Origin of the sequence: Virgibacillus profundi (assembly GCF_002287375.1) — a bacterium.
Classification (GTDB): Bacteria; Bacillota; Bacilli; order Bacillales; family Amphibacillaceae; genus Virgibacillus_K; species Virgibacillus_K profundi.
Map to the genome: position 1 here is coordinate 86,647 of NZ_NPOA01000006.1, position 13,884 is coordinate 100,530.

Sequence of the window (13,884 nt, forward strand, 5' to 3'; positions counted from 1 at the left end):
GCATTAATAAGAGTAAGGAAGAGAGGAATCATATGGTCTACTCTCTACCTTATATTTTTCTTGAGATCTCGAGCACTTGTGACAAATGCTGTAATAATTAAAGCAAAGGCGGATCCGATAAAAATAGCAAATCCATAAAGCCCGATTCCCATGCCGGTCCAGTCACTGACAAAAAAGGAAATTATAATTAACAGGACGCTTATAAGTGTCACAATTAATGGAATAATATATCGCATTGAAGACTTCTTTTTGCTGAAAACGAAACTTATTCCAAGTAAGAGAATTGCAGTGATTATGGATATAATGAGAAAGTTGGACATGTGAAATAACACTCCTTACTTAATGCTGGTAAGAATATTTTTCTGGTCATTTACGAAGAGGAATACTATATTTTTCAATTATCTTTACTAATTCCTCAAAGTTATATTCTTTATTTACCACATTGACTGTGAAATTTGCTTGCTCTGTTTGACTGCTCATTTCAAAGTCATATCCGTTGTAAAATAAAAATTGTGTTAAGTATAGAAAAGCCGTACGCTTATTGCCATTATGAAAAGCATGATTTTGAGCAACAAATTCAAATAGTGCACCAGCTTTCCGGAATACAGTCTGATATGCATCATTCCCAAAAGCAGATTGTTGTGGTCGGTGAATAGCAGAATCCAATAGTTCAGGTGACTTTATCCCAATCTGCTCCCTGGGGCTAAATCGTTCAATTACATATTGGTTAATAGCAGCAACCTCCGTGTAGGATAAATACCTCATTTATCTATCCACCAATTCTTCAATGGTTTCTTTATGCTTGTTTGTATTACGTTCCAATACTTCAAAAAAGTCAGCACTGATACCTTTTGGAAGCCTAATCTCTTCCTTCTTGCTTAAAACAATTTCTCCGTTTTTTAATTCAAGTTTTATATCATCACCATATGACAATCCTGATTCTTTCAGTAATTCCTTTGGAAATGTAATGCCATAACTGTTACCGATCTTAGTTATCTTTCGTTCATGTTTACTCAATATTTTCACCTCGTTTTATAGATTTCATTATAGTAATCATAACACGTTATAACAGTTATAACAATTTTACAACGCAATAAATCATGGCAGGAATTCAATTTTAGCATTATACTAGTGTATATATTGAAGTAGGAGGAAATTCAGTGGATTTTATTCAAGTAATCATGACAATGGTGGTGTATGTTGCCCCGTTCATCATATTATATTTTGTAGTGGCAGCAGCGGTAAAAAAGGGAATTGACAGCTCACAAGCGGGACGAGCATTGGTAGAAAAGTTAGATGAAAAGGCATCAAGAAATGGTACAAACAAAAAATAATTCATACGAAAAACGATTGGTAACTAATATAGAAGCCAAGCGTTTTTTTATTTCTCCAATATATTAATTTAATTATATAGTAATTGGAAAAATTCAGTGATAATATAGTGTTAACATATTGCTGAGGGTGATTTAAATGGGATTTACAATACGTAAAATGAAAAGGTCAGACATAGCACAAGTTCAACATGTCGCCAAGTCGAGCTGGCATGCTACATATGAAGGGATAATACCACGAAATATTCAGAATAATTTTCTGGATGCTGCTTACAGTGATGAAGCGATGAAGCAGCGTTTGGAGGGTTCCCATATTTTTGTTGTCGAATCGGACGGAACGGTCTTTGGCTTTGCGAATTACTCACCAGTTACCAAGGATGGGAAGTCAGAATTAGGGGCTATTTACTTGCTTCCGGACTACCAAGGGAGCGGGGCAGGCACTGCCTTATTGCGAGAAGGAATTAATGAATTAGAAGGAATTAAAGAAATTTATATCAATGTCGAGAAAGATAATGAAATCGGGAAGAATTTCTATCAAGCAAAAGGATTTGAGGTTGTCTCTGAATTCGATGATAACTTTGACGGACATATTTTAAAAACAATTCGTATGGTATTAAAGGTGAAGTAAAGAGACAAGGGAATTTTGGATATTTAAAATAGGTAATGAGGTGTACCAGTGAATAAAACACAATTGTATATCGGCTTAACTGTATTTGTATCAGGTGTTATATTGTTTGGAATCATGCATTTAGCAGTAGCTGTATATCTTCCTCACATAACAGGTTGGGGCAGTGCAGGCAGGTTTGCTGCTGTACTCGATGAGATTGGTGGATGGATTCCATATATATTAAGTATCGCCTTGATGATTATAGGGCTAGTGATAACATTATCAGGAAATCAAAAGGTCAGAGAAACCTTTAATCTGGAAGAGTAAAGTGAAGTGATCAAACCATGGAAATCTATCATTTTAAAAAAGAAGCAGGCAAAAAAATTACACAGTTCAATTCAAATTTTGTAATGTCAAAGATCATTAATACGGATTCAGCTGTTCATATTGGCTGTATGTACCTTGAGGCAAATGGGATTATTGGCTACCATCAAGCTGTTGTTCCACAATTATTGCTTATTCTGGAGGGTGAAGGGACAGTAAGAGGAAAGAATAGCAAAACTGAACACGTGAAAAAAGGTGATGCTGTCTTTTGGAAAAAGGGAGAATGGCATGAAACCGTGTCTGAACATGGACTAACTGCAATTGTGATTGAAGGAGAAGAGCTTAATCCTGCCATGTACATGAATTTACGTTAATCATTTGCTTGGATTGCTGCATGAATTCCTATGTAATGGAGGGAAAAAATGAAGATCAGAAAAGCTAATCAAACTGATGCTGTATCCATCGCCCAAGTACATGTGGACAGTTGGAAATCTGCATATAAAGATATTATTCCAGATGAGTATTTGAAAAGTTTAACTTATGAGAGTCGAACAAAATTATGGGAGAACAACTTGGAGAAACAACAGGTATATGTCGCTGAAAATAATAATGGAAAGATTATCGGTTTTTCAGTAGGTGGAAAAGAAAGAACGGGTAATTATGCGGGTTATAGTGGTGAAATTTATGCCATATATATAGTAGAAGAATATCATGGGAATGGCATTGGGAAAATGTTGATGCTACCAGTGATGGAAGAGCTAAAACAAATGGGAATCCATTCAATGATCGTACTCGTTTTAGAAGATAATCCTGCAAGGTATTTTTATGAATTTTTAGGTGCAAGGAGAATAGGCACACTTAAAGTTAAAATAGCTGGTAAAGAACTAAATGAATTAGTGTATGGATGGGATGACTTGAATAAGAAACTGATGTAAAGGGAGATGAAAAGTGAAAAATAACCCAAAGCTTGCATTAATAATATCTCTGATTGTGATCGTCGGTATTCCACTTTTCTTCTTGGTTCTCTCGTTGATTACTGGTAATTGGAATTTTTTCTACTTTAGTCTGATACCAGCATGGTTCGCTGGCTTTACAGGTGTAATTCATTCGATCAAACAATTGAAGGAAATAAAAGGTAAGGAATAAGGCGGTTAATAAAGCATTGAAGGATTGATAAACAATGATGCAAATTGCTATTAAAGAATACGAAAGTAAAGATGAAGACCAGGTAAAGAAATTAATAAAAATATGTTTTGAGGAAAACTATTTGCTAAGTATATTAAAAAGTCCAAAGCTTATAAAGGCATTTTCTGCTTATCATAAAAATAAGTTAATAGGAGTGGCGTTTGCCTGGAAAAGTGATTTTCATCCTTATTGTACCTACTTTCGACTGCTGGTTAATCCGTTTTATAACACGAAGGAAATTGCAGGGAATTTACTATTAAAAATGGAACAGCTTGAATTTGACTACCCAGTGCAAACTTCCATATGGGAAACGAATGTAGGTTTAAAATATTTTTATGAACAAAATGGATTTAGAACTATAAGAAAGACTTATATGCCGAAATTGGAAGTATCAAATATGACAGATTTCATGCCTGAAATATATTCGGGAAGTTATAGTTTGAAAACACTAGCAGATATTATGTCAGACCATCAATTAATGGAAAAGTTGATTCTTTTAGTGAAAAAAGTGTATGAACAGACTCATCTTGCAAACCCTGTGGCAGAAATGAGCTTAGATAGCTGGAGAAGCCTGGTTTTAGCAGATGATGTTATAACAGATGGAAGTTATATTTATGTAAATGCCGATCACAATGAAATTATGGCATATTCTTTTCTGCATGAATCTGAAGATACAGAAACCCTGGAACTTGGCTGGTGTGGGTCAGTCGACAATAAAAGGATAAGTTTGATCCCACAGCTAGTAATGCAGCAGATTGCATATACAAATAATCACGGATATAAGTATATGGAAGGTGAATTCGATACTACAAGTGAATATGCAATGAAAGTACTTCGGAATATTCCCTTTCCACCAACTGCTTTATTGATTACATTACAAAAGAGTTAACACGACTAATAAAAATGGAGGAGTCCGAATGGATGAAAATGAAAGATATGAAAGAGCTAAAAAAAGAGTGGAAAACCTAAAGGCTTTTTACTCACATTTAACTGTTTTTATCCTTGTAAACATCATGCTTTTTACGATTAATATGCTGAATGATCCGGGACATTGGTGGTTTATTTATCCACTTGGCGGCTGGGGTATTGGATTAATTGCACATGCACTTTCTGTTTTTTCTTTCGGCTTTTTTGGATCGGAGTGGGAAGAAAAGAAAATCAGGGAGTATATGGAGAAAGATAAAAGAGATTGATCGAAAATGTGGAGCCGATATTGGCTTCTTTTTATTTTCTAATAGATAAACAATTGCAGGAAAAAGTATTAATTTGTCGAATTAATGTAAACATGGGGTGAATACATGATGATACATAAAATGGGACTTTATAATGGACCTTATCAATCCATAAAGTCAGGAAAGAAAACAGTTGAGGTACGATTGAATGATGAAAAAAGAAGAAAGATAAAATAAGGTGATTTTATTGAATTTCTCAAAGTACCAGAAGAAAATGAAAGACTGAAGGTAGAAGTGTTGGAACTGAAAAAATACGATACTTTTCACCAGATGTACGACGATATTTCTGCTAAAGATCTGGACGCTGAAGAAAGGTCAATAAATCAAATGGTGAAAAATACTTATAAGATTTATTCGTCTGAGCGGGAAAAAGAGTGGGGTACATTAGCAATTAGAATCAAATTGGTTGAAGGTTAGAACAAGGGAAAGGCATAATTAGAGCAGACACTCATGAAGAAACTTGATAAAATATAGCAGTTTACAAAGATAAAGGAGTCAGGGAATTATGATTTTACATACAGAAATAACTGGAAATGGAGAACCAATGATAATTCTTCATACAGGATTACAAACAGGACAAATAGATTTCGAGGATCAGCGGGAGCACTTTAAACAAAAATATCGAGTAATTACACCTGATTTACGAGGACATGGAAACTCGGTTGCAACTGATTTCTCCAATTACTTACAGGATTCAGTACTTGATCTAAAAGAAACTTTGGATGATTTAGATGTTGAGCGAGCACATATAATAGGTTGTTCACTAGGAGCTCTTGTTGGGCTGATTTTTGCAAAAAGGTTCCCTGAAATGGTGCATAGCTTAACAATCTCTGGAATCATTCCGGAAAAACCGGCTAATTGGAATGAAATAAATGCTGAGGATGTACAACAGCAATCACAAATATTGAAAAATGAAGAAGCAGTTGCATACTTTGATAGTATACACAAAAGTAATTGGAAAGAATTACTCAATGTTACTAATAATGATGATTGGTATCCATTTAAAGAAACTAGCAATTTATCCTTGTTAGACATGCCTGTATTGTTTTTAGTCGGTGAAGGAAGCCCGCTGGAGACCCAAGGAGCAATTTTATATCCTAAAGAAAATAAAAATATCCATGTAGCTATCATTCCGTTTGCAGCACATAACGTGCATCTTGAACAACCGGAGATTTATATTAAGGTGGTAGAGAAATTTTTAAGTGAAATAGCTGGGGGTTAATTACGATGGGTTCAAGAATTATGCATATAGAAACCTCTGTAGAGAAGGGCTGCTTATTACTAACAAAGAATGAGGTGAACATCAAATGAGGTACGTCCCGGTTTTTTTCTTAATTACCCTATCACTCCTTTCAGCCTGTTCAAATGAAGTCGAGAGTGATGCGGTTATTGAAGAAGCAGAACTAACAGAATTTGAAAAAAATCTTATAGAGCTTACAGGTGATCAATCATTTGTTTATGATTATGAGATAAATAATGATGAAGTAAAGGAAATACATACATTTATAGACTATTACGAAAAGGGAGAGCTAATAGAAAGAGTGTCAGAGATGGGTACAACACTATCAGAAACTCAAAGCGATGATCCTATGAGAACAGTTTTTATAAGGAAGCAAGTTAATGAAAATGAAGAACAATGGATTACTTCCATTATGTCAAATAGTGGAAGTAGTAGTGCTGATGCGGTAAATGATATTTCAAAAAGAAAGGAAATGAACTCCGCTTCCTGGGGAGGAATAACATCCCGAACGCCAGTAAATATAGGTGAGAAACAAGTGGTAGCTTCGATTGTAAAATCGAACAAGAACGGAGTATCAACATACAACATTATTGAAACAGAAGATGATTTAAAAAGAGCGACTGATTATGAACAGGTATATATTATTTCAATTGAATTGAGGTAAGGACTACAGAAAGAATCTCTTGAAGAAAAAGAAATGCAATTACAAATGTAGTCAGAAAAATGAGGTGTAAGTATGACAACGACTTATGTGAATTGGGGAGAATCTAAAGTTAAATTAACATGGAAACAGAGCGTCCACCTGCCACAGCAAAACTTAATAACAAGTGTTCATGGATTTTGCTTTTATAAAAATCAATTAATGATGGTAGATTTAGAAGATCGTGGTTGGGATTTCCCCGGTGGTCATATTGAACCGAATGAAACGGCTGAAGATTGTTTTGTGCGTGAAGCAATGGAAGAAGGTTATGTAGAAGGAACATGCCATCTTCTGGGATACATGGAAATTGATCACCATGATAATCCGGTATGGAATGAAAATAGTCCCTATCCAAAAGTTGGTTATCAGGTATTTTTTCGAATGGATATTCAGCAACTGCATCCATTTGAGGCAAATTTTGAATCAACAAAAAGAACATTTATTGATCCGGTTAAAATTGCAGAGTATTATCATGACTGGCAGAATGTTTATCAAGCAATATTGAAATGTGCTTTAGAAGAAGGGGATTGGAAGTAAACTGATATCAAGAATTAACAGCGAAGCACTGCCAGGAGCCAATGGAAAATATACTGTGATGGGTATGAATGGAGGAAAAGTATGAAGGTTTTGCTGGAATTACTGCGCATTATCTTAATATTAGCCATACTTGGTGGAGTAGCATGGGTTATTTTAGATCAGCTTTATTCAAAGAATGAAGTAGTACAAGAGAATAGATGGCTGGGGGCAGTAGGTATTTACGCATTGCTTTTTGTCTTTTATCGAAATAAATTGCAGTTTTCCGGATGGTATAAAGGAAAAGGCAGGGAAAAACTATCTAAGAAAATATCACTAACAGTAATTGCAGTATCTATTTTAATGATAGCGTCACCTATTTTGTTGAGGTAGTTAAAGAGTAGTATCAAGCATTATTGACGTAGTCTCTGTTAATTTAAATGAAGAAAAAGATACTGTTGCTATGTTATTAAAGATAGCTTGTGCAGGAGTTTATAAATATGTTGTTTAAAATCCTCTAATTAAAGGAATTATAAACCTAAACGTACATTACAAAAATGATGGAGGATACCACAATGGGACGTCTACTAAGAAAATTGATAAGATATGGTCCAATTATTTATCCTATCGTTAGGAAGTTTTTGAATAAGCGAAAGAGGAAAAAGGAATATAATCGTTAGTAAAATAAACCTGGTTTGATTAACATAACCAGGTTTGTTTTTTTTATTATGCTTAAAAAGCAGGATATTTCCAATTTTTCCAGAATAATAGTATTTGGGTGTAAACATAAATTGACTGAAATTAGAATGAAGAGAGATTAGTTTAAAGAAAATAGTTATCAACTTAACATCATAGAAGAAAATGAGGGAAATTAATGCAGCTACTTAGTAAAAATATGACTGAGAAATTTGCGATGGAAATTCTTAGTTGGCAATATACAAAACCCTATGATTTTTATAATAATGAATTAACAAGTGAGGCAATCAAAGAAATGCTTGAGGAGTCATACTATGCAATAGTGGATTGCAATGATGAATTGATTGGATTCTTTTGTATTGGAAAATCTGCACAAGTACCTGTTGGAAATCAGTATGGTGCTTATGTTGAAGACTTTGTCGATGTTGGGCTTGGAATGAACCCGGTATTTACCGGCAAAGGGAATGGCTTTCGATTCTTTTCATATATTCTTAGGGCTATTCAAGAAAGCTTTCCTGCTAAAGATATTCGTTTAACTGTTGCAACCTTTAACGAAAGAGCAATTCATCTGTATGAAAAACTCGGGTTTAGTAAGGAAGTTAAATTTCATACAGATACTGCGGAATTTATAACGATGGTGAAGCAGGTGAAGTAATATAATATACTAGTGGTTAAATAAGGAGAATTATATGCGGGAAATTAAGTTATCAAATGGGCAAACAGTTGAGGTCGAATGTTTGAGTTGTGCATTAACAAGTGGAATGATAGATCCGGACGGCGGTATAATCATGGAAACCGAGCATTTTCATGCCCATCAGGATGTTGCATATCCTATAGTAGGATTAGTAATATTAGCTTCAAAACGGCATATTACTTGTTTCGATGAATTAAACGAAGCAGAAAAACTCGATTACATAAATTGCTTAACTAAAATTCGAAAAGCGCTACGAAAGGTATTAGGAATTGAATACGTATACTATTTTTATAATGAAGATACAACTCATCATTTCCATACATGGATGGTTCCAAGATATGAGTGGATGTATGAATTTGGGCGTTCGGTGGAGTCAGTCAGACCGGTTTTATTACATGCTAGAAATGAGATGAATGATGGTGGAAATCTGGCTAATGTCATATTAGGGATTGATAAACTAAAGAACGAATTGAATGTTTAACTGTATATTTAGTAAATAAAAGTAGAAAATGATACAAAATTAATTTCACAATACGAGGTGAATTCCAATGAAAATACAAGGTATCAATCATCTTCTATTTTCTGTATCAAATATAGAAACAGCCATAAACTTTTATCAAAATGTTTTTGATGCCAAGCTTTTAGTAAAAGGAAAAAGCACTGCCTATTTTGACCTTAATGGTTTATGGTTAGCACTGAACGAGGAAAAAAGTATTTCGCGAAATGACATTCACGAGTCATATACGCATTTGGCATTTTCTATGGATGAGAAGGATTTTGAAGAGATGTATAACAAGCTAGAGAAGCTTGAAGTAAATATTCTTACTGGACGTCCGAGGGATAAACGTGATAAAAAGTCCATCTATTTCACTGACCCGGATGGTCATAAATTTGAATTTCACACTGGGACTCTAAATGATCGATTGGATTTTTATAAACAGGAAAAAACGCATATGGAATTCTTTGATTAAATGGGGGATAAAAATGGAATTAACGCATACTCGTCTACTTGTAGACAATTATAAAGAATGTTTTATATTTTACCGTGACATCTTGGGATTTGAAGTAAGCTGGGGTGATGAAAACTCTTTGTATGGAGATTTTCAGGTCAGCGAAAATATCAAATTAGGATTATTTGAACGCAGACAGATGGTCAGTGCTATAGATGAAGAATATAGACCTGCTCTAAATGCCCAAGACAAAACAGTACTGATTTTTAAGGTGGATAATGTGGACAGTAAGTACAAAGAATTATTGAATAAAGTTGAATTCATCACGGGTCCCACTGAGCAACAGGACTGGGGAATTAAGGTTGCTCATTTTAGAGATCCTGCTGATAATCTTGTAGAAATATATGAACATTTAGATTGAGTATACCATCACTATGGAAATTTCAAACGAGGAAATGAGAAAAATTTCAAGAAGAAATAATCGGATATATGCATTAATGGAGGGATTTAATGAAGAAAGCTCCAATAATTATTATTTGTGTAGTTGTATTATTAGGTGCAGTAGGATGGGGAGCTTATAAGTGGTTAAGTAAACAGGAAAATGCACAGGTAAATAACGAGGAATCATCTGAAGAAAATGAAGCAGAAAGAGAAGAACTTGCCGAACAGAGAGAAGAGATACAAGGTGTCATTACTGAAGAGAATCTGACAGAGTTTAATGAAAAAGGACTCAATCCATTTGGTCAGGAGAAACAAAAGAATGAATTAACCGATAATACATATCAGGAATATATCCATGGAATGTCACATCAGAAAGTAAAAGCAAATAAGAAATGGGGCTTCTATGAGATTCATCCACAGCGTATCGAGTGGCTTTTGGATGGATTGGATGAAGTTGATGTAAAACATGAAAATGTGTACCGGGATATTTTGGGGAAATGGAATGCTGGTGATTTTGCAACTGCAGACCATGATCATAATGCAATCTGGGAATTGCAGGAAGGCACTGTTGGAAGAGCAACAGGTATATTAAGTGCCGGGGAGGAACAGGAATATGTGAATAGTAATTCGGATTAATGAATAGAGAATATTTCTTTAATCCGAAAGTATTTTTTCAGCATTTACTATAATTAACTTCTCAAAAATCTCACACAATGAAAAGCCGCTTCACAGGCAGAAGCGACTTTCCATTATAATCCTAACTCTTCAATTTGATTCATAAGACCTGTTATATTTTCGATGGTCTGATATATTTCTGATTCCTGTAATTTCTCAACAGCAACCTCACCATTTTCCATGACATTATTTGTGATGTCCAGCAGCTGTTGATTTTTCTCTTCTAAATTTTGGTGAATATCATCAGCAATACCAGGAACTTCAACATTATTGAATTCCGTAATTGTGTCTTCTAGTGATGTCAGTTTCGATTCTAATTCGGCTTTTGCTTCTGGATTATTAGCAGCTTCTTGCACAAGGGAAGAAGTATCTTCTGCAAAGGTACTTAATTCATTTATATATTCAGTAGCTTCAGTAGCATAATTTATCGAGTCATTAGCTTCTTCGAGGAAAGAACATCCACTAAGAAGGAAAAATACAGATACAAATATTATACTAATAATTTTTTTCATAATATTCTCCTTTTCAATTTTAATGTAGTAATAACTTAGCATTTTATCAATGATATGTATATGTAAAAATTTGCCAATGGCACACTGTCAATTTGTGAGACAGATCACATTTCTTGATGTTTCCATATATCTTTGCTAATAATATTGTATGTCAATCAACTAGGGTAAACGGAGGAATATATGATGAAATTAGTAGCAATGGTAGGAAGTAACAGAAAAGATTCATACAATATGAAACTCGCTTCATTTATGCAAAAAAGATATCATGAAAAGATAGAAATTGAGATTCTGCCGATTGGTCAGCTTCCTTTCTATAATCAGGATGATGAACTGAATCCACCGGCAATTGTTGAAGATATTCGGAGTAAAATTAAAAAAAGTGATGGAATTTTGTTTGCAACACCAGAGTACAATGCTTCTATTTCAGGGCTGATGAAAAATGCAATTGACTGGTTTTCGCGTGTGGACAAAGTAATGGTAAATAAGCCGGCGATGATTGTTGGTGCATCCATGGGGAAATTGGGCACTGTAAAAGCTCAGATGCAGCTTCGCCAGATATTAAATGCACCAGGTGTTGGTACAATTACATTACCTGGAAATGAAGTCTATGTTGGAAGTGTGCATGAAAAAATAGATGGAAACGGTAATTTGAACGATGAACAAACGGTTCAATTTATCGATTCTGTCGTAGATAATTTTATTAATTGGATTGAGAAAGTAGGCGTCTTAAATAAATAACAGCTTCGCCCAAGGGAGTTAGGTACAATGTCTGATAGCATAAATATAGAAGATGTTTCATGGAAAAGACAAACGAAAACAATTCTTTCGCATGTGAACTGGAAAGTGAAAACAGGTCAGCACTGGGCTGTACTTGGTTTAAATGGTTCAGGCAAAACCACGCTGCTTAATATAATAAATGGTTATATTTGGCCAACGACAGGTGACGTCAGGGTGCTGGGGAAACAATTTGGCAAAACGGATCTTAGAGAATTAAGAAAATCGATCGGCTGGGTCAGCTCTTCACTTCAGGAGAGGATTAAAGAAACAGAATTAGCCGAAAATATTGTTGTGAGTGGAAAATATGCATCTATTGGACTGTATGAAAGTCCCTCTGAAGCGGATTATCAAAAAGCATCGGAAATTATGCAACAGCTTGGCTGCAGTAATTTGGCGGGGCGAACGTATCAGACATGTTCCCAGGGAGAAAGGCAAAAAATCTTGATTGCACGTGGGTTAATGAGCTCACCGGAGTTGCTCATATTGGATGAACCCTGTAGTGGACTTGATTTTATTGCCAGGGAGGATTTATTGTCAGCAATAACGGAGTTGGCAAATAAGGAAAACACTCCAACAATTATATTTGTTACTCATCACATAGAAGAGATATTGCCCATTTTTTCACATACGCTTTTATTACGAGATGGGAAAGTATTTGATAAAGGTGATAATGAACAGGTGTTAACAGGTGACCGCTTATCTCATTTTTTTAGCAAACCCGTTCAAATAAAGTGGCATAAAGATCGGCCTTGGATGACACTCCTAGATGAATCATGAAAAGGATTGTGCAGAGATTTAAAGGCTGTTCGATCAAATGGATCGAACAGCCTTTAGTCAGCTTATTTCCTATATACCTTCTCCGTACCATTTGAAAAATCAACTTCCAGTTCAACATTTTTGGCATCATCAGGAATGCTGAATGCTTCACTTACGGCAGCTAGTACATCTTCATCTGCTGTACTTTCATCAAAATCAAAGTTTGAAAATATTTTATCAAGTTCCTCCATTGCGGCATCACCTTGAAGGTTAATGTTTTGTGTTTTATCCTCATACGATGCTTCTGTCTCATTTGTTTCATGATCATAGTCAACATCTAAGGTATCATTCGTATCATCAAAATCAGCCTCTAAAGAAAACCCGGTAAATGCATAAGCTGTGTTTCCATTTGAATCTGAAGTGTTGTCATCATTATCGTTATCGTTATCGTTCTCAGTATTGTTATCATCATTATTATTGTCATTCGTCTCGGTGTTGGTATTGCCGTCATCATTATTCGTGTCTTCCTGCTGTGTATTATCAGTTGTATTTTGTGGCGGATTTTCTACCTCGTCATCATCCCCGCAAGCCGTAAGTATTAATCCAATAAATAAAAGAGGAAATAGCCATTTCATTTTATTTGTCATTACCGATCACTCCAATCATATCATTATATTTATTAATATTACCTGTATGGGAAAATTTAAACTTGGGGTCTATTAGAAAAGCTCTATACTAAACTTTATTGTTTTTTACCTTCACAGTTTCTATAAAGTACGACATAGTGAAAATTCATTTGCAAACGCTGGTTGAGAGCAGGGATTCGCTACGGAAACACATTTCGCTTTCCGCGGGCGGCTGGTGAGCCTCCTCGTGCTAGGCACTCGGGGGTCTCACCTATGCCTTTCCTCCCGCAGGAGTCTTCAATGTGTTTCCTCCGCTGGATTTCCGGTTACTCCCGATGTACTGCATTAGTAATCAATTTTCAAAACATCAAACCACTCCACCAGTCCGGGTGAGCGGAGGGCGGTGACTCCTGCGGGAATAGCACGTGTCCGAAGACCCCGCAGAGTGGGTTTCTCGAGGAGGCTAAGGCCGTGCCCGCGGAAAGCATCCGCCCGCAGCGATCCCGGACGGCGACAATAGCACATGTTATTGGATTCAATCCCGATTTACTTCGTAGTTTATATCGACTATGGTGCAGATAAAAATAATCTATGCGAAAACAGCCATTAGAAAAGACAAGATACT

The 13,884-nt window shown here is 35.4% G+C and carries 25 protein-coding genes and 1 pseudogene; 21 read left to right on the forward strand and 5 right to left on the reverse strand.

Annotated elements, in window-relative coordinates:
- Positions 1 to 44: 44 nt before the first annotated feature.
- Genes CIL05_RS09890 through CIL05_RS09900 form a run of 3 tightly spaced genes read right to left on the reverse strand, consistent with a single transcriptional unit; the run spans position 45 to position 1,017 of the window.
- Positions 45 to 320, reverse strand: a complete 276-nt coding sequence (locus tag CIL05_RS09890; protein ID WP_095655372.1) for a YesK family protein — start codon at positions 318 to 320, stop codon at positions 45 to 47.
- 46 nt (positions 321 to 366) lie between these two features.
- The gene (locus CIL05_RS09895) at positions 367 to 765 is read right to left on the reverse strand and encodes a type II toxin-antitoxin system death-on-curing family toxin (RefSeq protein WP_095655373.1); all 399 of its coding nucleotides are present in this window, start codon (positions 763 to 765) and stop codon (positions 367 to 369) included.
- Positions 766 to 1,017, reverse strand: coding sequence for an AbrB/MazE/SpoVT family DNA-binding domain-containing protein (locus CIL05_RS09900; protein WP_095655374.1), 252 nt, complete (start codon positions 1,015 to 1,017; stop codon positions 766 to 768).
- Positions 1,018 to 1,160: 143 nt separating this feature from the next.
- On the opposite strand from CIL05_RS09900, the gene CIL05_RS22200 reads away from it, so the two are divergent.
- From CIL05_RS22200 to CIL05_RS09985, 19 genes and pseudogenes are all read left to right on the forward strand, one after another.
- Positions 1,161 to 1,334 (forward strand): hypothetical protein, encoded by a 174-nt coding sequence (locus tag CIL05_RS22200; protein ID WP_165769092.1) that lies wholly within the window; start codon positions 1,161 to 1,163, stop codon positions 1,332 to 1,334.
- Positions 1,335 to 1,470: 136 nt separating this feature from the next.
- Positions 1,471 to 1,959, forward strand: a complete 489-nt coding sequence (locus CIL05_RS09905) for a GNAT family N-acetyltransferase (protein ID WP_095655375.1) — start codon at positions 1,471 to 1,473, stop codon at positions 1,957 to 1,959.
- A 48-nt stretch (positions 1,960 to 2,007) separates the two neighbouring features.
- Positions 2,008 to 2,265, forward strand: coding sequence for a hypothetical protein (locus CIL05_RS09910; RefSeq protein ID WP_095655376.1), 258 nt, complete (start codon positions 2,008 to 2,010; stop codon positions 2,263 to 2,265).
- A gap of 17 nt (positions 2,266 to 2,282) precedes the next feature.
- Entirely contained in the window at positions 2,283 to 2,636 is a 354-nt protein-coding gene (locus CIL05_RS09915) for a cupin domain-containing protein (protein WP_095655377.1), read from the forward strand.
- A 48-nt stretch (positions 2,637 to 2,684) separates the two neighbouring features.
- Complete coding sequence (locus tag CIL05_RS09920) at positions 2,685 to 3,197, forward strand: GNAT family N-acetyltransferase (RefSeq protein WP_095655378.1); 513 nt, start codon at positions 2,685 to 2,687, stop codon at positions 3,195 to 3,197.
- Positions 3,198 to 3,210: 13 nt separating this feature from the next.
- Positions 3,211 to 3,408, forward strand: coding sequence for a hypothetical protein (locus CIL05_RS09925; protein WP_095655379.1), 198 nt, complete (start codon positions 3,211 to 3,213; stop codon positions 3,406 to 3,408).
- A gap of 34 nt (positions 3,409 to 3,442) precedes the next feature.
- Positions 3,443 to 4,336: a GNAT family N-acetyltransferase gene (locus tag CIL05_RS09930; RefSeq protein ID WP_095655380.1), complete on the forward strand. Its 894-nt coding sequence runs from the start codon at positions 3,443 to 3,445 to the stop codon at positions 4,334 to 4,336.
- Positions 4,337 to 4,364: 28 nt separating this feature from the next.
- On the forward strand, positions 4,365 to 4,640 hold the full coding sequence (locus CIL05_RS09935) for a 2TM domain-containing protein (RefSeq protein WP_095655381.1): 276 nt from the start codon (positions 4,365 to 4,367) through the stop codon (positions 4,638 to 4,640).
- Positions 4,641 to 4,748: 108 nt separating this feature from the next.
- A pseudogene (locus tag CIL05_RS09940) lies at positions 4,749 to 5,096 on the forward strand (ASCH domain-containing protein).
- Between the two features lie 88 nt (positions 5,097 to 5,184).
- Entirely contained in the window at positions 5,185 to 5,901 is a 717-nt protein-coding gene (locus CIL05_RS09945) for an alpha/beta fold hydrolase (protein WP_095655382.1), read from the forward strand.
- Between the two features lie 85 nt (positions 5,902 to 5,986).
- Positions 5,987 to 6,583, forward strand: a complete 597-nt coding sequence (locus CIL05_RS09950) for a YgaN family protein (protein ID WP_095655383.1) — start codon at positions 5,987 to 5,989, stop codon at positions 6,581 to 6,583.
- 72 nt (positions 6,584 to 6,655) lie between these two features.
- Complete coding sequence (locus CIL05_RS09955) at positions 6,656 to 7,156, forward strand: NUDIX hydrolase (protein ID WP_095655384.1); 501 nt, start codon at positions 6,656 to 6,658, stop codon at positions 7,154 to 7,156.
- Between the two features lie 81 nt (positions 7,157 to 7,237).
- Complete coding sequence (locus CIL05_RS09960; protein WP_095655385.1) at positions 7,238 to 7,525, forward strand: hypothetical protein; 288 nt, start codon at positions 7,238 to 7,240, stop codon at positions 7,523 to 7,525.
- A gap of 182 nt (positions 7,526 to 7,707) precedes the next feature.
- Entirely contained in the window at positions 7,708 to 7,812 is a 105-nt protein-coding gene (gene yxzF, locus CIL05_RS23055; RefSeq protein ID WP_500691346.1) for a small protein YxzF, read from the forward strand.
- A gap of 194 nt (positions 7,813 to 8,006) precedes the next feature.
- Positions 8,007 to 8,483, forward strand: coding sequence for a GNAT family N-acetyltransferase (locus CIL05_RS09965; RefSeq protein WP_095655386.1), 477 nt, complete (start codon positions 8,007 to 8,009; stop codon positions 8,481 to 8,483).
- A gap of 34 nt (positions 8,484 to 8,517) precedes the next feature.
- On the forward strand, positions 8,518 to 9,003 hold the full coding sequence (locus CIL05_RS09970) for an HIT family protein (protein WP_095655387.1): 486 nt from the start codon (positions 8,518 to 8,520) through the stop codon (positions 9,001 to 9,003).
- Between the two features lie 67 nt (positions 9,004 to 9,070).
- The gene (gene fosM, locus CIL05_RS09975) at positions 9,071 to 9,493 is read left to right on the forward strand and encodes a FosM family fosfomycin resistance protein (protein WP_095655388.1); all 423 of its coding nucleotides are present in this window, start codon (positions 9,071 to 9,073) and stop codon (positions 9,491 to 9,493) included.
- Positions 9,494 to 9,506: 13 nt separating this feature from the next.
- On the forward strand, positions 9,507 to 9,893 hold the full coding sequence (locus tag CIL05_RS09980) for a VOC family protein (protein WP_095655389.1): 387 nt from the start codon (positions 9,507 to 9,509) through the stop codon (positions 9,891 to 9,893).
- Between the two features lie 89 nt (positions 9,894 to 9,982).
- Positions 9,983 to 10,549, forward strand: a complete 567-nt coding sequence (locus CIL05_RS09985; protein WP_095655390.1) for a DUF6241 domain-containing protein — start codon at positions 9,983 to 9,985, stop codon at positions 10,547 to 10,549.
- A gap of 113 nt (positions 10,550 to 10,662) precedes the next feature.
- On the opposite strand, the gene CIL05_RS09990 is transcribed toward CIL05_RS09985, so the two are convergent.
- Positions 10,663 to 11,100 carry a DUF6376 family protein gene (locus tag CIL05_RS09990; protein ID WP_095655391.1) on the reverse strand — a complete coding sequence of 146 codons (438 nt, stop codon included), beginning with the start codon at positions 11,098 to 11,100 and terminating at the stop codon, positions 10,663 to 10,665.
- 183 nt (positions 11,101 to 11,283) lie between these two features.
- On the opposite strand from CIL05_RS09990, the gene CIL05_RS09995 reads away from it, so the two are divergent.
- Positions 11,284 to 11,838, forward strand: coding sequence for an NADPH-dependent FMN reductase (locus CIL05_RS09995; protein WP_095655392.1), 555 nt, complete (start codon positions 11,284 to 11,286; stop codon positions 11,836 to 11,838).
- A gap of 27 nt (positions 11,839 to 11,865) precedes the next feature.
- Positions 11,866 to 12,654, forward strand: coding sequence for an ABC transporter ATP-binding protein (locus CIL05_RS10000; protein WP_095655393.1), 789 nt, complete (start codon positions 11,866 to 11,868; stop codon positions 12,652 to 12,654).
- 62 nt (positions 12,655 to 12,716) lie between these two features.
- Here CIL05_RS10000 and CIL05_RS10005 read toward each other — a convergent pair whose 3' ends face one another.
- A complete protein-coding gene (locus CIL05_RS10005; protein ID WP_095655394.1) occupies positions 12,717 to 13,280 on the reverse strand; it encodes a YusW family protein in 564 nt (187 codons plus the stop codon).
- Positions 13,281 to 13,884: the final 604 nt, after the last annotated feature.